20 protein-coding genes are annotated in these 19,971 nt (G+C 50.1%); 3 read left to right on the forward strand and 17 right to left on the reverse strand.

Annotated features, from left to right (window positions below; genetic code table 11):
- Positions 1–11 precede the first annotated feature (11 nt).
- From ydhT to fumD, 7 genes are all read right to left on the reverse strand, one after another.
- Positions 12–824, reverse strand: a complete 813-nt coding sequence (gene ydhT, locus C3D30_RS10250) for a protein YdhT (protein ID WP_105286844.1) — start codon at positions 822–824, stop codon at positions 12–14.
- 3 nt (positions 825–827) lie between these two features.
- The gene (gene phsC, locus C3D30_RS10255) at positions 828–1,613 is read right to left on the reverse strand and encodes a thiosulfate reductase cytochrome B subunit (RefSeq protein WP_105286845.1); all 786 of its coding nucleotides are present in this window, start codon (positions 1,611–1,613) and stop codon (positions 828–830) included.
- Positions 1,610–2,278 carry a 4Fe-4S dicluster domain-containing protein gene (locus C3D30_RS10260; protein ID WP_016158190.1) on the reverse strand — a complete coding sequence of 223 codons (669 nt, stop codon included), beginning with the start codon at positions 2,276–2,278 and terminating at the stop codon, positions 1,610–1,612. Before C3D30_RS10260 ends, phsC begins: the two co-directional genes overlap by 4 nt.
- Positions 2,279–2,341: 63 nt before the next feature.
- Positions 2,342–2,992: a YdhW family putative oxidoreductase system protein gene (locus C3D30_RS10265; protein ID WP_176242590.1), complete on the reverse strand. Its 651-nt coding sequence runs from the start codon at positions 2,990–2,992 to the stop codon at positions 2,342–2,344.
- A gap of 12 nt (positions 2,993–3,004) precedes the next feature.
- Positions 3,005–5,107, reverse strand: coding sequence for an aldehyde ferredoxin oxidoreductase (locus C3D30_RS10270; protein WP_105286847.1), 2,103 nt, complete (start codon positions 5,105–5,107; stop codon positions 3,005–3,007).
- Positions 5,108–5,127: 20 nt separating this feature from the next.
- Entirely contained in the window at positions 5,128–5,754 is a 627-nt protein-coding gene (locus C3D30_RS10275; protein WP_001070270.1) for a ferredoxin-like protein, read from the reverse strand.
- Positions 5,755–6,210: 456 nt separating this feature from the next.
- Positions 6,211–6,420, reverse strand: coding sequence for a fumarate hydratase FumD (fumD, locus tag C3D30_RS10280; RefSeq protein WP_000528342.1), 210 nt, complete (start codon positions 6,418–6,420; stop codon positions 6,211–6,213).
- Between the two features lie 354 nt (positions 6,421–6,774).
- On the opposite strand from fumD, the gene ynhH reads away from it, so the two are divergent.
- The 3 genes from ynhH to lpp all read left to right on the forward strand — a co-directional run bounded on the left by ynhH (position 6,775) and on the right by lpp (position 8,936).
- Entirely contained in the window at positions 6,775–6,969 is a 195-nt protein-coding gene (ynhH, locus tag C3D30_RS20730; protein ID WP_242664678.1) for a protein YnhH, read from the forward strand.
- A 7-nt stretch (positions 6,970–6,976) separates the two neighbouring features.
- A complete protein-coding gene (gene pykF / locus C3D30_RS10285) occupies positions 6,977–8,389 on the forward strand; it encodes a pyruvate kinase PykF (RefSeq protein ID WP_010346010.1) in 1,413 nt (470 codons plus the stop codon).
- A gap of 310 nt (positions 8,390–8,699) precedes the next feature.
- Positions 8,700–8,936 carry a murein lipoprotein Lpp gene (gene lpp / locus C3D30_RS10290; protein ID WP_000648420.1) on the forward strand — a complete coding sequence of 79 codons (237 nt, stop codon included), beginning with the start codon at positions 8,700–8,702 and terminating at the stop codon, positions 8,934–8,936.
- A 63-nt stretch (positions 8,937–8,999) separates the two neighbouring features.
- On the opposite strand, the gene ldtE is transcribed toward lpp, so the two are convergent.
- The 10 genes from ldtE to ydiJ form a co-directional block, all read right to left on the reverse strand.
- Entirely contained in the window at positions 9,000–10,001 is a 1,002-nt protein-coding gene (gene ldtE, locus C3D30_RS10295; RefSeq protein WP_000817074.1) for a L,D-transpeptidase LdtE, read from the reverse strand.
- A 148-nt stretch (positions 10,002–10,149) separates the two neighbouring features.
- The gene (sufE, locus tag C3D30_RS10300) at positions 10,150–10,566 is read right to left on the reverse strand and encodes a cysteine desulfuration protein SufE (RefSeq protein ID WP_000279732.1); all 417 of its coding nucleotides are present in this window, start codon (positions 10,564–10,566) and stop codon (positions 10,150–10,152) included.
- A gap of 12 nt (positions 10,567–10,578) precedes the next feature.
- On the reverse strand, positions 10,579–11,799 hold the full coding sequence (gene sufS / locus C3D30_RS10305; RefSeq protein WP_105286848.1) for a cysteine desulfurase SufS: 1,221 nt from the start codon (positions 11,797–11,799) through the stop codon (positions 10,579–10,581).
- Positions 11,796–13,067 (reverse strand): Fe-S cluster assembly protein SufD, encoded by a 1,272-nt coding sequence (gene sufD / locus C3D30_RS10310; protein ID WP_105286849.1) that lies wholly within the window; start codon positions 13,065–13,067, stop codon positions 11,796–11,798. Before sufD ends, sufS begins: the two co-directional genes overlap by 4 nt.
- The gene (gene sufC / locus C3D30_RS10315; protein ID WP_000948880.1) at positions 13,042–13,788 is read right to left on the reverse strand and encodes a Fe-S cluster assembly ATPase SufC; all 747 of its coding nucleotides are present in this window, start codon (positions 13,786–13,788) and stop codon (positions 13,042–13,044) included. Before sufC ends, sufD begins: the two co-directional genes overlap by 26 nt.
- Positions 13,789–13,797: 9 nt before the next feature.
- Complete coding sequence (gene sufB / locus C3D30_RS10320) at positions 13,798–15,285, reverse strand: Fe-S cluster assembly protein SufB (protein ID WP_069916654.1); 1,488 nt, start codon at positions 15,283–15,285, stop codon at positions 13,798–13,800.
- A gap of 8 nt (positions 15,286–15,293) precedes the next feature.
- Complete coding sequence (gene sufA, locus C3D30_RS10325; protein ID WP_000367151.1) at positions 15,294–15,662, reverse strand: Fe-S cluster assembly scaffold SufA; 369 nt, start codon at positions 15,660–15,662, stop codon at positions 15,294–15,296.
- A 552-nt stretch (positions 15,663–16,214) separates the two neighbouring features.
- Positions 16,215–16,403 (reverse strand): YdiH family protein, encoded by a 189-nt coding sequence (locus tag C3D30_RS10330; protein WP_001296104.1) that lies wholly within the window; start codon positions 16,401–16,403, stop codon positions 16,215–16,217.
- 99 nt (positions 16,404–16,502) lie between these two features.
- Complete coding sequence (menI, locus tag C3D30_RS10335) at positions 16,503–16,913, reverse strand: 1,4-dihydroxy-2-naphthoyl-CoA hydrolase (protein ID WP_000637978.1); 411 nt, start codon at positions 16,911–16,913, stop codon at positions 16,503–16,505.
- On the reverse strand, positions 16,910–19,966 hold the full coding sequence (gene ydiJ / locus C3D30_RS10340; RefSeq protein ID WP_105286850.1) for a D-2-hydroxyglutarate dehydrogenase YdiJ: 3,057 nt from the start codon (positions 19,964–19,966) through the stop codon (positions 16,910–16,912). The genes menI and ydiJ overlap by 4 nt, the downstream gene beginning before the upstream one ends.
- Between the last annotated feature and the right edge of the window lie 5 nt (positions 19,967–19,971).

Here is a 19,971-nt window from a genome sequence, read left to right on the forward strand (position 1 = left end):
AGATAAAGCTATCAGCACTCAACAAACTGATGCTGTTCATTGAGACGATAGCGGACTCCGGCACGGATATTGTTTTCACCTTCAATGGCGACGGCGAAGCGCACTCTTTCGCCGTCATGATATGCCAGTGCGGCGCTGCCACCAGGCCCGAGGACAATCGAGTCAACCACGCCCGTACTGACTACTGTTGAGTTAGCACCGCTGGCAATGATGTGAATATTATCACCACTGTTAGCAATTTTCGCGTGCGCGCCAAAGCTGGCAATTTGTACCAGATCGCCATTACTGGCAACATGACACCTTTCACCTGGAGTACAGACGCGTACTCGCATCCCGGCATTCGCAATACGGCTACCCTCTCCGGCACTGCTGATTCGAGTCGAGTTACCCGCCACTGCCACGCGGGCACGCTCGCCTGAGCTGCCAATATGGCTGTTAAAACCCACACTAGCCATCCGTACGCTGTAGCCCGTGCTGGCAATTTGCGCCGCATAACCTGCTGTAACTATTCTGGCGTTATCGTCGCAACATCCGACGCGTGCGTTATCCTCGGCACTGGAGAGCTGGCGGCAAAATGTTGGTTCCACCGGTTCTGTGACCAGCTTTTGCATAGAGGAAACTTCCTGGCGGGCAAAGTTTTCGTCTGTCAGCCATTTGTTCCATGCATACTCAACCAGACTATCTGCCCAGTCCGTATACCCTTCGTCGATCAGCGCATGGTGAACATCGACATAGCTGCCGTCCTGCGGAAAATGGCGCAAAAACCAGCGGTACATTACCGCTCCTACACGCCACTCTCGCAGGTTCTCTCGCGTAATGATCATACGTTAATGTCGGTGATAGCCATCGATCATACATTTAAAGGTTTCGTGCGGAGTACGCCCCGTAGTGCAAAGATAGAGATGACCGAAGATAAAAAAGAGGCTTATAAATGCCAGAGCAAAATGTGTCTGCAATAACCAGTATCTTACGCCAGGAAACACAGTTCCCACGACTTGCGGATAGAGACACAGCAGCCCCGTCACCAGTAACAACGGCAGTAATCCATACATCACCCCGACATAGGCTACCTGCTGTAAGGGATTAAATTTAGACTGCATTGTCGCCGGAAAAGGATGCGCTTCCCCCTGCATAATGCCAGACAGATAAAATCGCGTTTGTTTCGCCGCTCGCCCCAGCCACCCTTGACGACGAATGCGATAGTGGTGACCATTACCCCCAACGGCATTAATCAGAACAAAGCCAAGCCAGCATACCAGTAACAAGAATCCACAAACTTCATGCACAGCAACCAGACTTTTGACCGCAGCTGCGCCCACCAGCGCAAAGTGATTAATTAGCCCACTTGCCAGCAACAATACGAAGAGTAATGCGTTCGACCAGTGCCATAATCTGACCGCCTTGCTGTAAAGATAAACCTTCTCGCCATGATCGGTGGCTGATTTCTTCACACCACGAGCACGAAGCAAAGCGTGCAGCCCCAGGACTAACCACATTCCAACCAGCAATAGCCCGGCAATGACCAGCCACACCGGCCAAAATTCAGGGGTGAACTGTGGTACATAGTTCGCCAACTGGATCTGAAACTGTTCAGCATTTTGCGACGGGTTCATACATTTTCCTTCTTAATCAAATGTTGACCGAACCGGCGATACAAATGCGGTTTCCCGGCACCAGGTAGCTGATATTGATAGTATTTATTTCCCTGTAACCACGCCTGAATTTCTGGGCTATCTTCGCGACCAAAGATCAATGCGTGTTCCGGGCAGGCGCTGACGCAAATGGGCGGAAAACCTTTTGCCAGCCGGGACTCGGCGCAGAAATCACATTTATCCGCTACTTTAGTCACAGGGTTAAGGTAACGAACCTGATACGGGCAAGCGCCAATGCAATAACTGCAGCCGATACACTGCGATTTTTCTACCCGTACGATCCCCTGCTCATCACGCCACGACGCCCCTGTTGGGCAAACGTCGATGCAAGGAGCATCTTCACAGTGCTGGCATGACTGGCGAAAAAAGTGATATTGCGTTTCGTTGTCGTTATCGGTAACTGGAATGTGTGCTATCGATAAACGGCTTCCCTGGGCCGGAACGTGATTGGTCTTGCGACATGCTCGGGCGCAAATATTACAACCATTGCACCGTGACTCATCGTGAATCATGGCATACCGAACTTCCTTTTCTTGCCTGGTGTTCGCTAACAGAGAAGACGCAGAGCCAGTAAAAAAGATTACTGTTCCCATCCCCAGAACAAATTTGCGTCGAGTGAAGGACATCTGATTATCCCCTAATGCAGTGGCTGCAACTGTCCACCCTGTCCATGACATTTCCCTGAAATTTCAGGGATTCTGAAACTGCTCAACCTCAAACCATTCGCATAAACCATAAGCCTTGCCATAGCTCATATACCGCTCGCTAAACAGGTACAGCACCGCCGTCGATGACTCCACCTGGCGTATATCGGCATATTCAGGGGCAACATCCATCGCGGCGATCGCGGCTTCAATCTGCGCTTCCTGGAAGTAATATGGCGCTTGCCTCAGCATGGCGACTTTGTAGGGTCGCGGGTACGTCTGGCACTCAAAGCGAACGACGTGAGCAATGGCGCGACAAATGTCCTGCTCCACAACTTGCAAAGACATCGTCGCGTAGTTTTCGCTCATGGCCTGCGTTGAGTAATAGTAATCATCGTGAGTTCCCGTGATACAGGCGATATCCGCGTAGTCTCCGTTCTGTTTTATGCCTTCCAGCAAAAAAGACAGATCCTCTTCAGCAACCGAATATGGCGGCGAGAGAAACACGGCACGCGCCACCAGTTGACCCGCAGCCGAATGCTGGCGGATAAACTCTGCCAGAACTTCCGTCGGTTCTGGTTCTGCGACGTCTTCACTGACCGTATCTCCGGTGTGACGCATACCCTGCAACCATTGACGCTTCGCCTCGTCAACGTCGCTGACTCCGGATAGCGGCAACTCATCCTGATGGTTCATCTCACCCATTCCTTATGCTGGAAGCAGATTGTGTGCAGCCAGATCGGTGGCAATATCTTCCAGCCCCAGACGTTGCAACGTTTCACGTGTCGGGCAACCGAGCTGTGGATCCCAGCCCATTTCCTTGTAGAACATCGTGAGAGACGCGTACATATCGTCGCGATCCATTTTGTCAGTTCCTTCAGTAAAGACCGGGATCTGCGGATCTTTGTCGAATACCCAGGAGCAAATAAGATCGTGCTCGTTACGCATATCTTTGGTTTGCATCAGTTTTACCGTGTAAGCGCGATGCAGTGTAAATATACGTTCAGCGGCTAAATCTAATTTTTCCTGGGTCATCTCTTCACCGGTGATCGCTTTGAAGAATTTGGCTTCTAAAGCAAGGTCACCACGGTAATTACGGCCCTTCAGCGGCGAAACGGTCATTGGCCAGACCCAGTTGCACAGGGTGACGGCGTTATGCAAACAGACCCGCAACAGCGACCATTTGGCATATTTAATTTTTGCGTCATTGATCGGCGTGTAGTTTTTGGTTTCGTCGTAAGCATCTTCAGAGCCAAAAAGCTCTTTCGCCACTTCACGCTGCAATTTCAACGGCAGACCGGAGCCAATAAAGTTAATGTGGGTGTGCGTCATGCAATCGCGGTTGAACATGCAGTTAACAATGGAACCAACTTGCGCCGAGGCTTCATTAGCGTGATGAACCGGATAGCCAAACGGCGACCAGAGTTTATTTTTCGCGTAGCCCCAATACTCTTCGCCCAAATTCCAGCGTTCCGCAATGGCATATGAGCCATCAGCCAGGTGACTCAGCTCACCCACGCGATGCGCCAGACGGTAGTAAAAATCTTTAATGAAGTTAACGTCGCCCGCTTCCAGCTGATCCCAGCGAATTTCCGCATACTCATCAGCAGGCAGAACGCGTTTGAACACGCCTTTGCTGTAGCAATACGTAAAATCTCGATGTAGCTGTCCGTAGTTACACCACAGACCGTAGTCATCGAACAGATTCAGACCAACCAGATTGCCAATGACGCGACCATCGTCTTTATCTTCAAAATCTTTCGGCCCGTTCGGGAAGATGGTGGTATGGACAAAGTTTGCTACACAAGTATTACCGCCGGTGCTGGGCACGCCGAACTCTTTGACCCGAGGAATGTTCATCTGGGTCATACAACGAATCGGGCAAGAGTGGCAGCCGCTCATTTTTACCGTGTATTTCTCTGCTGCCGGACCTAAGTCAAAAACGGATTTATAGGTGCGAAAACCCACGGTATTTTGATTGCCTGGCGGGATCTCGCCCGTTTCAATCGGGCCACCTTCCGCCGCTCCCCAGAACAGACCTTTACGCGCCGTCCAGCGAGACTTGGGATCGGAGTACTCCGCCCACGATTGCGGCGTACTTGGCACCACATGGTTGTTATTCGCACCGATAAGTTCGGTCATCATGTAGTCATTGAGACGTTTCATCTCCTGACGATCGGCAATGTTGACCCCTTTAGTCCCTTCAACTGCAATCGCTTTGAGGTTTTTCGAACCCATTATTGCGCCAGTTCCCGCGCCGCCGCTGTGATTACGGCTATTCAACATGCCAGAGAGCGGCACAAGGTTTTCACCTGCCTGACCAATAGCTGCCACACAGGTTTCCGGGCTGGTCAAGCGACAAATCTCTTCCGTCGTGGCTCGCGTCCCTTTACCCCATAGGAAATCTGCTTTTTCGAGGGTAACTTTGTCATCTTTAATATTCAGCCAAACCGGTGATTTCGCTTTCCCTTCGATAATAATAACGTCGTATCCAGCGAATTTCATTTGCGCGGCAAAAAAGCCTCCCATATGGGCATCAACAACTAAATTCCCTTTGGTAAAGGTGGAAAGCGAAGTGATATTTACGCGAGAACTACAGGGAGCACCAGAGCCAGTTAATGGCCCGGTAGCAAAGACTAATTTATTTGCTTCATCGAAAGGTTTAGTGCCTGGCGGTACTTCGTCATACATAATTTTGTAGCCGAATCCCATGCCACCAACAAAACTTTTAAACTTACTGGAATCTTCGAGGGTAATATTTCCTGTCGTGAGATTAACTCTTAATATATTACCTGTCCAACCGTTAGCCATGATTTTTTCCTTTGCAAGATTCACACAGTAATATCTTTCCACTCGATAATTTTTAACGCCCCTGTTGGGCAGGCGTTTGCACATTCACCACATAACACACATTTCGAGGATTTTTTACTTTCGGTATTTACGGTAGCCATCATCCACGGACATGCAGTGGTACAGGCGCTACAACCAATACAACGTTTATGATCGACGACAATACAGCCTTCTTCCTGCTGCCAGGTAATCGCGCCAATCGGGCAAACGTTCATGCATTGCGGATCTTTGCATTGACGACAGGTGTCAGCGGTATAGTTCAGATCGCCATACAGACCACCGCCTGATCCTATCCCATTGTCGCCAAAGAAATAATTGCGATGGATTTTGATGCGGGAGAAAAAAGTGCCCACTGAGCCATCATTGAAGTTAGTACAAGAGATTTCACAGCGATGGCAGCCTGTGCATCGCGCTCGCTGGGTAACCAGCACGCCTTTGGGCGTATTTATCAACCCTACCGTACCGCTATCAATATCTTCCTGCTTGCAACCCAAAAGTGACAGTAACGCAGGGGCTATCGTTAAACCAGCAAGACCCTTTCCTGATATACGCAAGAATTCTAATCGCGTTAAGCCAATATCTAATAGTGGACGGCCAACCGGGTTCATTTATTTCGCATCCTCTTCGCAAACACAGTGCTGACAATTCAACAGCCTGATATTAAGCATTCAACTAATACGCTGCTGACTCTGTCCCCAACACCAGATATTTTCCCTAACCTGATAGTGCATGAGAAAAGAATTAACGCCAATAAACTAATCCTTTATGGTTAGGAGAAAAAATAATGTGATTATTCTGAGGGCTTAACATTGATCATTATCAATTAAATTCACAAAGTGAGAAATTAAAAGTGAACTGATATTTATTATCATCTGAAATTAATTTCATTTAAGTGACAATTATTTGTGATATTCATTCCAGAAAATAAAAATAACATTCCCGTTATGCACTTTAATACATATCGAAACTCATATAATTTCATCAGTTGCTATTTATGAAAATTAGCTGTGGCTGCGATTGAAATAAACATATCAGGATGAAGTGTTGTACTTCATCCTGAATGGTCATTTTACCAGCGCGTTAATGACGGTTTCCATTGCCTGTTTTTCCAGTTCGCTGCGTTGAATACGCTTATTGGCTAAAGCCGTGCGTAATACGCCAGCGATGACAATATGTTTTGGTTCCTGCCCCAAATCGCGCATTTCCAGCACAACTTTACCGACTACCCTGCACATCTCGCGGTACAGTTCGTCTTCTTTTGTCCGATTTCCCATTCTTTGTACCTATTTATCATGCCAACTATCAGCATATATCAATCTAATCAATTAAACAAAAATCAAACAAAATCATATAAATAACGCTATAAACTATTTTGACTGTAGCGATTGAACGATGGTGTATTTATACACCTGATGAACATTCACTACTCCCCAGGCTGGCGACCTTACCTCGTGACGTTGCGCAAACACCGAAGTTTTTGCGTAATCTTTTCCCTGTAACATTAAATCTTTGATAACAATTTATTGTCTGGAGACTTGTATATTTTTTGAAACGCTGTTTTTGTTTTCCTTTTGGATTAATTTCAGCGTATAATGCGCGCCAATTGACTCTTGAATGGTTTCAGCACTTTGGACTGTAGAACTCAACGACTCAAAAACAGGCACTCACGTTGGGCTGAGACACAAGCACACATTCCTCTGCACGCTTTTTCGATGTCACCTATCCTTAGAGCGAGGCACCATCACTTTCGTAATACCGGATTCGCTTTCCGGCAGTGCGCCCAGAAAGCAAGTTTCTCCTATCCTTCTCAACTTAAAGACTAAGACTGTCATGAAAAAGACCAAAATTGTTTGCACCATCGGACCAAAAACCGAATCTGAAGAGATGTTAGCTAAAATGCTGGACGCGGGCATGAACGTCATGCGTCTGAACTTCTCTCATGGTGACTATGCAGAACACGGTCAGCGCATTCAGAATCTGCGCAACGTGATGAGCAAAACCGGCAAAACTGCCGCTATCCTGCTCGATACCAAAGGTCCGGAAATCCGCACCATGAAACTGGAAGGCGGTAATGACGTTTCTCTGAAAGCAGGCCAGACCTTTACTTTCACCACTGACAAATCTGTTATCGGCAACAGCGAAATGGTTGCGGTAACTTATGAAGGTTTCACTTCTGACCTGTCCGTCGGCAACACCGTACTGGTTGACGATGGTCTGATCGGTATGGAAGTTACCGCCATTGAAGGTAACAAAGTTATCTGTAAGGTACTGAACAACGGTGACCTGGGCGAAAACAAAGGTGTGAACCTGCCTGGCGTTTCTATTGCCCTGCCGGCACTGGCTGAAAAAGACAAACAGGATCTCATCTTTGGTTGCGAACAAGGCGTAGACTTTGTTGCTGCTTCCTTTATCCGTAAGCGTTCTGACGTTATCGAAATCCGTGAACACCTGAAAGCGCACGGCGGCGAAAACATCCAAATCATCTCCAAAATCGAAAACCAGGAAGGCCTCAACAACTTCGACGAAATCCTCGAAGCCTCTGACGGCATCATGGTTGCTCGTGGCGACCTGGGTGTAGAAATCCCGGTTGAAGAAGTTATTTTCGCCCAGAAGATGATGATCGAAAAATGTATCCGCGCACGTAAAGTCGTTATCACTGCGACCCAGATGCTGGATTCCATGATCAAAAACCCACGTCCGACCCGCGCAGAAGCTGGTGACGTCGCGAACGCCATCCTCGACGGTACTGACGCAGTAATGCTGTCTGGTGAATCCGCAAAAGGTAAATACCCACTGGAAGCTGTTTCTATCATGGCAACCATTTGCGAACGTACCGACCGCGTGATGAACAGCCGTCTCGAGTTCAACAACGACAACCGTAAACTGCGCATTACCGAAGCAGTTTGCCGTGGTGCGGTTGAAACTGCTGAAAAACTGGATGCTCCGCTGATCGTTGTAGCAACCCAGGGCGGTAAATCTGCTCGTGCAGTGCGTAAATACTTCCCGGATGCAACCATCCTGGCGCTGACCACGAACGAAAAAACTGCACATCAGCTGGTACTGAGCAAAGGCGTTGTGCCGCAGCTGGTCAAAGAGATCACTTCTACTGATGATTTCTACCGTCTGGGTAAAGAACTGGCTCTGCAGAGCGGTCTGGCGCACAAAGGTGACGTAGTAGTAATGGTTTCCGGTGCACTTGTACCGAGCGGCACTACCAACACCGCATCTGTTCACGTCCTGTAATATTGCTTTTGTGAATTAATTTGTATATCCAAGCGCCCTGATGGGCGCTTTTTTTATTTAATCGATAACCAGAAGCAATAAAAAATCAAATCGGATTTCACTATATAATCTCACTTTATCTAAGATGAATCCGATGGAAGCATCCTGTTTTCTCTCAATTTTTTTATCTAAAACCCAGCGTTCGATGTTTCTTTGAGCGAACGATCAAAAATAAGTGCCTTCCCATCAAAAAAATATTCTCAACATAAAAAACTTTGTGTAATACTTGTAACGCTACATGGAGATTAACTCAATCTAGAGGGTATTAATAATGAAAGCTACTAAACTGGTACTGGGCGCGGTAATCCTGGGTTCTACTCTGCTGGCAGGTTGCTCCAGCAACGCTAAAATCGATCAGCTGTCTTCTGACGTTCAGACTCTGAACGCTAAAGTTGACCAGCTGAGCAACGACGTGAACGCAATGCGTTCCGACGTTCAGGCTGCTAAAGATGACGCAGCTCGTGCTAACCAGCGTCTGGACAACATGGCTACTAAATACCGCAAGTAATAGTACCTGTGAAGTGAAAAATGGCGCACATTGTGCGCCATTTTTTTTGCCTGCTAATTACTGTTATTGCGTAGCGCGTAACATATTGCCCTGCTCAGGTTCGCCATTTTGAGCTGACTCAACTGCGGGCGCGTTGCTGGCATGTGTCGTTCCATTGCCTACCGCGACCGGATATCCCGCCCGACGATATAAGGCTTTATCCACCAGCTTCTGATCAACAGCCTGATTATCTTTGAATTGCGTAAAACCAATGGGCAGTTTATACGGCATCGTCTGAACGTTCTGCTGTTCCTCTGCCGATAGTGGTCGATGCACTTCCACATAACGCATTCCGTTCGGTTCTACAGAGTATTTCACCGGCTCATTGATCACTTTCACCGGCGTCCCCGTCCGCACACTGGAGAACAAGGCTTTAATATCCGGTGCGTTCATACGAATACAGCCGGAACTGACGCGCAAACCGACGCTGTCCGGCGCACTGGTGCCATGAATGAGATATTCGCCATTGCCGTGCGCCAGGCGCATTGCGTAGCGTCCTAGTGGGTTATTAGGCCCTGCTGGAACGACTGGCGGTAATTTTATGCCACGCTCCAGCGAACGCTGCCGAATACCAGCGGTCGGTGTCCAGGTAGGGTTAGGGATTTTCTGCCCAACCCGCGTATCCATCACTGGCGTTTCCAGTCCCTGCAAGCCAATGCCTATCGGGTAGACCTGCACGATATTTTCTCCTGGCGGATAATAATAAAGACGCAGCTCGGCAAGGTTAACAATAATCCCCTGACGCGGCGCATCAGGTAATAACAGTTGCGAAGGAATGGTTATTGTCGTACCTGGTTTTGGCACCGGAGCGATAGTGTTATTGGCTTCCAGAATCAACATTGCCGCAGTATCAAAACGTCGGGCGATGGCCTGGAGGTTTTTATCCCCCTCTTGCACCGTATACGTTTGATTTTGCCCAACCAGTCGGCTTCCGGTTGGTGGGAGCGGGTAATCTACCGCCCAGGCAGCGTGTATGGCGCTAAAAGCGCCGATAAGAGTCAGTGTAAGCAGAGACGCGCGTTTCATTGTAAACCTCCTGTATTTGCCGGAGACTCACGCTAAGACGTCGGATGGCGCTTTTGCTTACCTGAAGCCGAAACACTCCTGTGCTGGTCAGAGTAAACATCGACCATCCGGCAATGTGAGTCATCCGGATGAAAGCTGTTCCTTTAGTTTAGCTAAGTGCAGCGGCTTTGGCGCGGATTGCACGAATCATCGCTTCCAGACCTTGTGAACGAGATGGGGTGAGATGCTGAGCGAGCGCCATTTTTTCAAACCACGGGCGCACGTCAAAATTAACAATATCCTGCGGCGTCATCTGGTCGTAGAGAATAAAAACAACCGCAATAAGCCCTTTCACAATGGCGGCATCGCTGTCGCCCTGCAATTCAATAATTCCCTGCGCATTCTGGCGCATTACAATCCATACCTGACTCTGACAGCCCTGAATACTATTTTGCGGGTTTCTGTCTTCATCGCGTAATTCCGGCAGACGCTGACCCAGTTCAATAATGTAGAGATATTTCTCTTCCCAGTTGGCGCAGCGTAAAAAATTACGCAGCAATTTTTCTTTATCCGGCAATACAGCCATAGAGCCTCCCTGTTATCCCAGCAGACGATGAATGCGTTGCAATCCTGTCACCAGACGATCCACTTCTTCATGGGTGTTATACATAGCCAACGACGCCCGACACATAGCCGGAACGTTATAAAACGCCATCAACGGCATCGCGCAGTGATGGCCGGTACGCACAGCGATACCGTAGTTATCAAGAAAACTGCCAACATCATAGGCATGATGTTTACCGAGATTAAAGGCGATAACGCCAAGTCTGTCCGGTGGCCCATACAGAGTAAGATCCGGCACCGCTGTCAGTTGTGACAGCGCGTAATGCATCAGATTCTGTTCGTACTCAGCAATGTTGTTAAGCCCCAGAGCTGACACATACTCCAGCGCCGCACCAAGACCAATAATCCCCCCCGTATTGGGCGTGCCGGCCTCAAACCGCCACGGCGCTTTGGTCCAGGTAGTACCTTCGCTAAGGCTGACGGTGGCAATCATAGAGCCGCCCCCTTCCCACGGCGGCATCTCCTGCAACAAGGCTTCTTTAACATAAAGAATTCCAATGCCGGTGGGGCCATACAGTTTATGCCCGGAAAAAACGTAGAAGTCGCAGTCCAGCGCCTGCACATCCACCGGATGATGCATCACTGCCTGAGCGCCATCCACCAGCACTTTTGCGCCATGCTGGTGCGCAAGTGTGATCATTTCCGGCAGCGGATTTTCCGTCCCCAGCACATTAGACACGTGAGTAAGCGCCAGCAGGCGGGTTTTCTCATCAAACAGATTAGGCAGCGTCTCCAGTTGCAGCGTGCCGTCCGGGTTAAGCGGGATCACCCGCAGCTCTGCGCCAACGCGCGCGCAAAGCATCTGCCAGGGAACAATGTTAGCGTGGTGTTCCATCTGACTGATGATGATGTTATCGCCCGCCCGCACGTTGCTGTTGCCCCAGCTATTGGCGACCAGATTGATCCCTTCCGTAGTGCCACGGACGAACACCAGCTCTTCCGCCGAACGGGCATTGATAAACAGCGATGCACGCTTACGCACGTTCTCCATTTTCTCGGTCGCCTGGGCGCTTAACGTATGAATACCGCGATGCACCGCCGCGTAGCCGTGACGATAAAACTCAGCCTCGGCGTCAATCACCTGGCTCGGTTTCTGCGCACTGGCGGCGCTGTCGAGATAAGCCAGCGGCAAACCGTTTACCTCACGCGAGAGCACCGGAAAATCGGCCCGCACCTTCTCAACGGAAAAAGTCATCTTGCACCTCCCGGCAGCCGTTGGCCGATTCGAGCCAGCACCTGCTGTTTAAGACCATCATCGCGCAAGGCTTCCGTCAGTTCGGCGGCAAAGGCATAGATGATCATCTGCTGGGCATCCTGCTGATTGATCCCGCGAGAACGCAGATAGAACATTTGCTCATCATCAATACGCCCGACCGTTGCGCCGTGGCTGCATTTCACATCATCGGCATAAATTTCCAGTTGCGGTTTGGTATCCACTTCCGCCAGCTTGCCCATCAGCAGATTATTATTGGTCATCTGGCCGTCAGTCTTGATGGCATACTGCGCGACGTTAATCAAACCATTAAATACCGCGCGCCCTTTGTCGCTGACGATAGTTTTGTGCAACTGGCGGCTGTTACAAAAACCTTTATTGTGTTCCAGCCAGGTGCGGGTATCGCACACTTCATTTTTCACCGGCATCGCCAGGCTATTAATCCGCAGCGTACTGTTTTCGCCATTAAGTTGCGTACTGGTGTTGTGCCGTAACACAGCGCCACCAAGCAGAAAACTGTGGCTAGATGCGGTGGCATCGTCTGCCAGCAGCAAATCGTTATGGGCAAAGTGGTGGCTGACCGGGTTTTCAAACGCCAGCTTGATATGCTGCAAGTGGGCGTTCGCTGCGACGTTGATAGTAAAGCGCGCGCCGGTAAAATGGCGGGCATCATTAAGGCTGACAAAATGTTCAATCACTGTCGCTTCCGCGCCTTCCGCCAGATCCAGATGATGGAGGTAATGGGCTGTGTTCACCTCTTCACCTGCCACGCCCTGGGTAATATGCATTAACAGCAATGGCTTTGCAGGCCGTTGACCGCGCTTCACAGCAATATGCGTAACGCTTTGCGCCAGGCTTTCCGTCAGATGCAGAAACACTTCTGGCTGAATGGCATCGGGCAGCCCCTGGCGTTCGTCGTTTATGCTCACGTCATATCCGCTGCCTTCAGTTGCATCGCTAAGTGCTGGCATGTAACGTCCATCGACAAACACCAGCCGCACGGCGTCTAACGTTAAGGCTAAGGCATCACGCTGCTCTTGAGATATATCCCCCGCAATGCTGACAAACTGGCTATTGGTCAGCCCTTCCAGCGGCGTATATTTCCAGTGCTCATGTTTACGCGTCGGCAGACCGGTACGCAGCAATTGTTGTAAATGCTGCTGAGCTTGCGGGGAGCGTTTTGCCCCTTCAGCCTCAAACAAGTGATGCCACTGTTGCAGCACGTTACTGCTGTTCACTAAGCCAGCCATAACCCTGCTCCTCCAGTTGTTTGACCAACGTAAAATCGCCGGATTTCACAATTCGCCCCTGATACAGCACGTGGACGTAATCAGGCTTGATGTAGTCAAGAATGCGTTGGTAGTGCGTAACAATGATGAATGAACGCTTGCCGTCACGCAGCGAGTTCACGCCATCGGCAACCACTTTTAATGCATCGATATCCAGCCCGGAGTCCGACTCATCAAGAATGCATAACTCCGGCTCCAGCACTGCCATTTGCAAAATATCGTTGCGCTTTTTCTCGCCACCGGAAAAACCAACGTTAACCGAACGGGTTAATAAATCTTCTGGCATCTTCAACAGGGCGATTTTCTCTTCCATCAAATCCTGAAAATCGAAGCGGTCGAGCGTTTCCTGACCGCGATAACTACGCACCGCATTGAGCGCCGTTTGCAGGAAAAACTGGTTACTGACGCCAGGGATTTCCACTGGATACTGAAAAGCCATAAAGATGCCTTCGCCTGCACGATCTTCCGGCGACAGCTCTAGCAAATCTTTGCCCTTAAACACCACCGTGCCGCCCGTCACTTCATAATCTTCACGCCCGGCAAGGGTTGCCGATAAGGTACTTTTGCCCGAACCGTTTGGTCCCATAATGGCGTGAACTTCGCCAGGACGAACGTCGAGACTTAATCCGCGCAGGATAGCTTTATCTTCCACGCTGACGTGTAAATCTTTAATACTTAACATGTTTATTCCTTATCCGACGCTGTGTTCAAGACTGATGGCGAGGAGTTTTTGTGCTTCAACGGCAAATTCCAGCGGCAGTTCCGAGAACACGTCTTTGCAGAAACCGTTAACAATCATCGAGATGGCGTCTTCTTCGCTGATCCCGCGTTGCAGGCAGTAAAACAGCTGATCTTCACCAATACGCGATGTCGTTGCCTCGTGCTCCAGTTGTGCGCTGTTATTGCGACATTCGACATACGGGAAGGTATGCGCCCCGCAATTAGCGCCAATCAGCATTGAGTCGCACTGAGTGAAGTTGCGCGCATTGGTTGCCGTCGGCATGATTTTTACCAGCCCGCGATAACTGTTCTGGCTGTGTCCGGCAGAGATCCCTTTCGAGATAATGGTCGATTTGGTGTTCTTACCGATGTGGATCATCTTGGTGCCGGTATCAGCTTGCTGATGACCGCTGGTCAGCGCCACCGAGTAGAACTCACCGATGGAGTTATCGCCGCGCAAAATGCAGCTTGGGTATTTCCAGGTAATGGCTGAACCGGTTTCCGATTGTGTCCACGACATTTTGCTGTTTTCGCCTTCGCACAGAGCACGCTTGGTGACGAAGTTGAGAATACCGCCGGTGTTGTTATCGCCAGGGAACCAGTTTTGCACCGTGGAATATTTCACCTCGGCGTTTTTATGGATGATGACTTCCACCACCGCCGCGTGTAGCTGGTAGCTATCACGCACTGGTGCGGAGCAGCCTTCAATGTAGCTGACGTAGCTGTCTTCGTCGGCTACCAGAATGGTGCGCTCAAACTGCCCGGTTTTTTCTGCGTTAATGCGGAAATAGGTGGAAAGCTCCATCGGACAGCGTACGCCTTTAGGCACATAAATAAACGTACCGTCGGAAGCCACCGCTGCATTGAGCGCGGCAAAAAAGTTGTCATTCCCCGGAACCACGGTGCCGAGATATTTACGCACCAGTTCCGGGTGATCGTGAATCGCCTCGCCAAAGGAACAGAAAATGATCCCCTGCTCCGCCAGTTTTTCGCGATAAGTGGTGGCAACCGAAACAGAATCGAAAATGGCATCCACCGCCACCTCTTTGCCTTCCCGTACGGGAACGCCCAACTGCTCAAATGCCGCTTCAACCTCTTTACTTAAAAAGGCGTTCGCGCCAGTTTGTTGCACCGCGCCCGGTTCAGAAACACAGGTGTCATCGCAGTTACCACATGAAGGCGCGGAGTAATAGCTATAATCCTGATAATTCAGCTTGTCGTAGTGCGCCTTCAGCCAGTGCGGTTCTTCCATCTCCAGCCATGCGCGATAGGCGTTGAGACGAAACTCCAGCATCCACTCCGGCTCATTACGCTTCGCCGAGATTGCGCGCACTACCTCTTCGTTTATGCCCTTAGCCAGTTCATCAGTCGCTAATTGGGTGAAGAATCCTTCTTTATAATTCAGCGGGCCGCCGGTCCAGGTTTTGACATCGTCAGTTGCTTCAGTATTACGAGACATAGTACCGCCTATACCCCAAAGCTTTCGCCACAGCCACATTCATTTTGGGCTTTCGGGTTGTGAAATTTAAATATCTGATTGAGTCCTTCGCGAACGAAATCAACTTCCGTGCCATCAATAAACGGCATTGCTTGTAAGGGGACGAACAGCTTCGCGCCGTCGTGTTCAAACAGCAGATCGTCTTTGTCCGGCTCGCTAACACTGTCGAGTACATAGCCAAAGCCCGCGCAGCCCGTTTGCTTCACACCTAAGCGCACACCGACCATGCCTGGTTGCTTCGCCACTAGCTCACGGATGTGTACCGCCGCTGCGGGGGTTAGCGTTAAGCCTTGCCAGGTGAAATCCTCTGGGTTAAAGGTTCCTGAATGCATGTCCATCGATTTACCTCACTTCATCGCTTTCAGCGTATAACAGCATGTTAGTGATAATGATTATCAGTTCAACCCGGCAAACACAGGGGCTTTACCGTAAAACATGCTTTTTGCCTGCATTTAATAAGCATAGACCCTGATGTGCGGCTTAACAGGCACGCTAAGAATTAGGTATCTCATTGTTAGTTAATGATTATTACCGGAGGACATTTAAGACTGTGATGGAAAAGAAAAAGTTGTATTGAAAATGACTATTTAAGAGATAGGTAAAAAAGTGGCTCGTTCAGAAATAAGAAAACCCTTAAGTCTGTTCAACACAGACTTAAGGGTTTCTACCCCATCCGGCGCTTATCTCCGGCACTCACAGTGGCTTAGCTCTTGAAGGGGCGATAAGAATAATCTCATAAGACTAAGCCGGCGTTTTAACACAACCTGCGATTTGTATTCTTTTTAAACAAGATCAAGCGGGTAAAAATGGGAGAAGTCAGAAGAAAGTCGTCAGACCTGGACTGGAATTAATCCAGGTCGATGGGGCACACTAACTGCGTTCAGTCAGAATCAATGCACGCCCAAACGCCAGGCAAAGTAGATTTCTTCTTTTAATTCAGCAGAAGAGAGAGTAAGCAGATCAGCGAATTCAAGTTCTAGTTGTTTCAGACGTTTGAGGTATTGGGCAGGTGAAAGATTGCTCTGGTCACGGCGTAAAAATTCAATGGCCAGTTGGGTGGGATCAAGTTGAGTAGACATAGCATCCTCGCTTTTAGACAAGACCTGCACAGTATACCACCGTTTACTGTGCAGATAATAACCAAAGGCAATATGCGTCACACTTTTCTGGTGACAACGTCACAAGATGGCGGTCGTCAATCGTGATGAACAGCACAAACGACCTTTCTCGTCGAAGATTTCAATCTGCCAGACCTGATGACGTGAACCAAGATGCAGCGGCTTGCAAACGCCGCGAACTCGCCCTTCTCGTGCCGAGCGAACATGGTTAGCATTGATTTCCAGACCAACGACTTTTTGCTCACCTTCGGTACATAAATAACCGGCAACGGAACCAATACTTTCGGCCAGCACCACGGACGCACCGCCATGCAGCAGCCCGAAAGGCTGCTTTGTCCGCGAGTCTACCGGCATTGTCGCTTCCAGGGTGTCATCACCAATATGTTCAAAACGAATATCCAGCAACCCCACCATGTTTCCGTCACCCATGGCGTTCAGCGCCTCAAGAGTGATTTTACGTTTCCATATCATTTAATAATCTCCAGTAATGCCTGCACAGGATGGCGTACCCCCGTGCCTTCAACCCGTTTTACCTGACTACGGCAGGAATATCCGGTCGCCAGACAGCGATTTCGCGGCAGACGCTGCATCGCCTGATGCCAGGATAACTCATAGATCCCAAGCGAGTTTTTATGATTTTTCGCTTCATGTCCGTAAGTCCCCGCCATACCGCAACAACCCACACTGACATTTTCCAGCTTCGCGCCAAAACGGGCAAATATCGCGGCCCATTGTGCTGGCGCCCCCGGCAAGGCGGTGACTTCGGTACAGTGACCAAAGAAATACCATGGTTCACCGCTGACCGCAGCCACTGGCTGTGACTCAAGTGCGCTTGCCAGCCATTCATTCGCCAGCAGAACGTTAAACTCGCCGCGTTCCTTGCCGAGAGTGAGTTTGTATTCGTCGCGATAACAAAGAACCAGGGCTGGATCGACCCCCACCATTGGCATTCCCAGCTTCGCCATACGGTTGAGGAAATCCGCCGTCTTTTTCGCCGTCTTCGCAAAACGATTAAGGAATCCTTTGATGTGCTGGGCTTTACCATTCGGCGAGAATGGCAGTAACACAGGCTGGAAACCTAATTTTTCGACCAGACGGACAAAATCTGCCACCACTTGCGCATCGTAATAGCTGGTGAAAGGGTCTTGCACCACCAACACCGTGCGCGCTTTCTGCTCAGCATTGAGAGCTTCAAGCTGTTCCAGCGTCATATTTGCCGAGCGATGCCCCACCATTTGTTGTTGCAGCGAGGGAACTGACAGCAGCGGCAAGTCGACCATGCCGATATGTTTTTTCGACAGTTTGCGCACCAGCGGCTGGTTAATGAAGAAGTTAAACGTCTTCGGCGCTCGCGCCATCAGCGGCGCATAACTTTCGACCGTCGCCACAAGATGGTCGCGCAGCGGGCGTAAATAACGGGTGTGATAGAGTTGCAGGAAACGAGAGCGGAACTCCGGCACGTCAATTTTGATGGGGCACTGGGTCGAACAGGCTTTACAGGCCAGACAGCCTGACATCGCCTCTTTCACTTCGTGGGAGAAGTCATATTCGCCTTTATTTGCGTGCCAGCTATTGCGCGTGCGGGCAATTAACGTCCGCAAACTGGCTCGCGATTCCGGCAGTTCTTGTTCCAGTTTTAGAGGATCAACACCACGGTCAGCCAGCAAACGTAGCCATTCACGCACCAGTGTTGCGCGCCCTTTCGGTGAATGAATCCGGTTCTGGGTGATCTTCATCGACGGACACATGGGGCTGCGGGCATCAAAGTTGAAGCATAAACCGTTGCCGTTACATTCCATTGCTCCGCGCCACTGCTGACGTACCGCGATGGGGATCTGCCGGTCAAATGTACCGCGCTTCACCGCGTCCACTTTCATCATCGGTGCATCGAGACCTTCTGGCGGACAAATTTTCCCTGGGTTTAGTCGATTATGCGGGTCAAATGCCGCTTTAACTTTGCGCAGTTCTGCGAAAAGTTCCTCACCGAAAAACGCCGGGCTGTATTCGGCGCGAAAACCTTTACCGTGCTCGCCCCACAACAATCCACCATATTTCGCAGTCAACGCCACCACGTCATCAGAGATTTGCTTCATCAAAATCTCTTGTTGCGGATCGCACATATCCAGCGCCGGACGAACGTGCAAAACACCCGCATCGACGTGACCGAACATACCGTAGCTTAAGCCGTGGCTGTCGAGCAGCGCGCGAAATTCGGCTATATAATCCGCCAGATGTTCCGGCGGTACGCAGGTATCTTCGGCAAACGGAATGGGCTTGGCGGCGCCTTTTGCATTGCCAAGCAGGCCTACGGCTTTTTTACGCATCGCATAGATACGTTCAACGCCTGCCAGCTCGCGGCACACCTGCCAGCCAATGACGCCTGCTTGCTGACTAGCGATAAGTTCGTCCAGCCGCGCACAGAGTGCATTTACCCGCTCGTCAATCCGCGCCTCATCATCACCAGCAAATTCCACAATGTTCAGCCCGAGCATCTCTTTCTCGGGCACGTCAGTAATCAACTCGCTGACGGAATGCCAGACAATATCTTCCCGCGCCAGATTCAGCACTTTTGAGTCCACCGTCTCTACCGAAAGCGCCCGCGCCTCAACCATAAACGGCGCGTTACGCAGCGCGGAGTCAAAAGAGTCATATTTGACGTTCACCAGACGGCGCACTTTCGGCAAGCGAGTAATATCCAGTCGCGCTTCGGTAATAAAGGCCAGCGTCCCTTCTGAACCCGTCAGAATTCGCGTCAGGTCGAACTCAGTCATCTCATCGTTAAAGACATGACGCAGATCGTAACCGGTAAGAAAGCGGTTAAGTTTGGGGAATTTGTCGATGATTAATTGGCGTTGCTGACGGCAGCGTTGATAAACCGTTTTATAGATACGCCCGATAGCGGTATTGGTTTTACCCAGCGTTTCTGCCAGTTCGACGGGTAAAGGTTGCGTATCGAGAATATCGCCCCCCAACAACACCGCCCGCACGCCGAGCACGTGATCTGACGTTTTGCCATAGACCAGCGAGCCCTGACCGGAAGCATCGGTATTGATCATCCCGCCGAGCGTTGCCCGGTTGCTGGTTGAAAGTTCCGGCGCAAAAAAGTAACCGAACGGTTTCAGGTACTGGTTAAGCTGATCTTTAATTACCCCCGCTTCAACGCGCACCCAGCCCTCTTCAGGGTTAATTTCGATGATGCGGTTCATATGGCGGGACATATCAACAATAATCCCCAGGTTGAGCGCCTGACCGTTTGTGCCAGTACCGCCACCGCGCGGGGTGAAGATCAGCGATGAATAGCGTTCTTGCGCAGCCAGACGAGCGATTAATGCCACATCTGCGGTCGAACGCGGAAATACCACTGCATCGGGGAGAAGTTGGTAAATACTGTTGTCGGTCGACATTGTCAGACGATCGGCATAACTTGTCGCCGTATCGCCGGTAAACCCCTGCTGCTCCAGCTCTTGCAAAAAATTAAGCACCAGTTGAACGACGCCGGGTGCCTGAGAAATCTGTGGAATCATTATAT

The sequence above is a fragment of the Escherichia sp. MOD1-EC5433 genome, assembly GCF_002966005.1.
Lineage (GTDB): Bacteria > Pseudomonadota > Gammaproteobacteria > Enterobacterales > Enterobacteriaceae > Escherichia > Escherichia ruysiae.

Bases quoted from the DNA above. Each gene is read 5' to 3' on its own strand.
- ydhT (WP_105286844.1), bottom strand. From the start codon at position 824: ATGATCATTACGCGAGAGAACCTGCGAGAGTGGCGTGTAGGAGCGGTA.
- phsC (WP_105286845.1), bottom strand. From the start codon at position 1,613: ATGAACCCGTCGCAAAATGCTGAACAGTTTCAGATCCAGTTGGCGAAC.
- C3D30_RS10260 (WP_016158190.1), bottom strand. From the start codon at position 2,278: ATGTCCTTCACTCGACGCAAATTTGTTCTGGGGATGGGAACAGTAATC.
- C3D30_RS10265 (WP_176242590.1), bottom strand. From the start codon at position 2,992: ATGAACCATCAGGATGAGTTGCCGCTATCCGGAGTCAGCGACGTTGAC.
- C3D30_RS10270 (WP_105286847.1), bottom strand. From the start codon at position 5,107: ATGGCTAACGGTTGGACAGGTAATATATTAAGAGTTAATCTCACGACA.
- C3D30_RS10275 (WP_001070270.1), bottom strand. From the start codon at position 5,754: ATGAACCCGGTTGGCCGTCCACTATTAGATATTGGCTTAACGCGATTA.
- fumD (WP_000528342.1), bottom strand. From the start codon at position 6,420: ATGGGAAATCGGACAAAAGAAGACGAACTGTACCGCGAGATGTGCAGG.
- pykF (WP_010346010.1), top strand. From the start codon at position 6,977: ATGAAAAAGACCAAAATTGTTTGCACCATCGGACCAAAAACCGAATCT.
- lpp (WP_000648420.1), top strand. From the start codon at position 8,700: ATGAAAGCTACTAAACTGGTACTGGGCGCGGTAATCCTGGGTTCTACT.
- ldtE (WP_000817074.1), bottom strand. From the start codon at position 10,001: ATGAAACGCGCGTCTCTGCTTACACTGACTCTTATCGGCGCTTTTAGC.
- sufE (WP_000279732.1), bottom strand. From the start codon at position 10,566: ATGGCTGTATTGCCGGATAAAGAAAAATTGCTGCGTAATTTTTTACGC.
- sufS (WP_105286848.1), bottom strand. From the start codon at position 11,799: ATGACTTTTTCCGTTGAGAAGGTGCGGGCCGATTTTCCGGTGCTCTCG.
- sufD (WP_105286849.1), bottom strand. From the start codon at position 13,067: ATGGCTGGCTTAGTGAACAGCAGTAACGTGCTGCAACAGTGGCATCAC.
- sufC (WP_000948880.1), bottom strand. From the start codon at position 13,788: ATGTTAAGTATTAAAGATTTACACGTCAGCGTGGAAGATAAAGCTATC.
- sufB (WP_069916654.1), bottom strand. From the start codon at position 15,285: ATGTCTCGTAATACTGAAGCAACTGACGATGTCAAAACCTGGACCGGC.
- sufA (WP_000367151.1), bottom strand. From the start codon at position 15,662: ATGGACATGCATTCAGGAACCTTTAACCCAGAGGATTTCACCTGGCAA.
- C3D30_RS10330 (WP_001296104.1), bottom strand. From the start codon at position 16,403: ATGTCTACTCAACTTGATCCCACCCAACTGGCCATTGAATTTTTACGC.
- menI (WP_000637978.1), bottom strand. From the start codon at position 16,913: ATGATATGGAAACGTAAAATCACTCTTGAGGCGCTGAACGCCATGGGT.
- ydiJ (WP_105286850.1), bottom strand. From the start codon at position 19,966: ATGATTCCACAGATTTCTCAGGCACCCGGCGTCGTTCAACTGGTGCTT.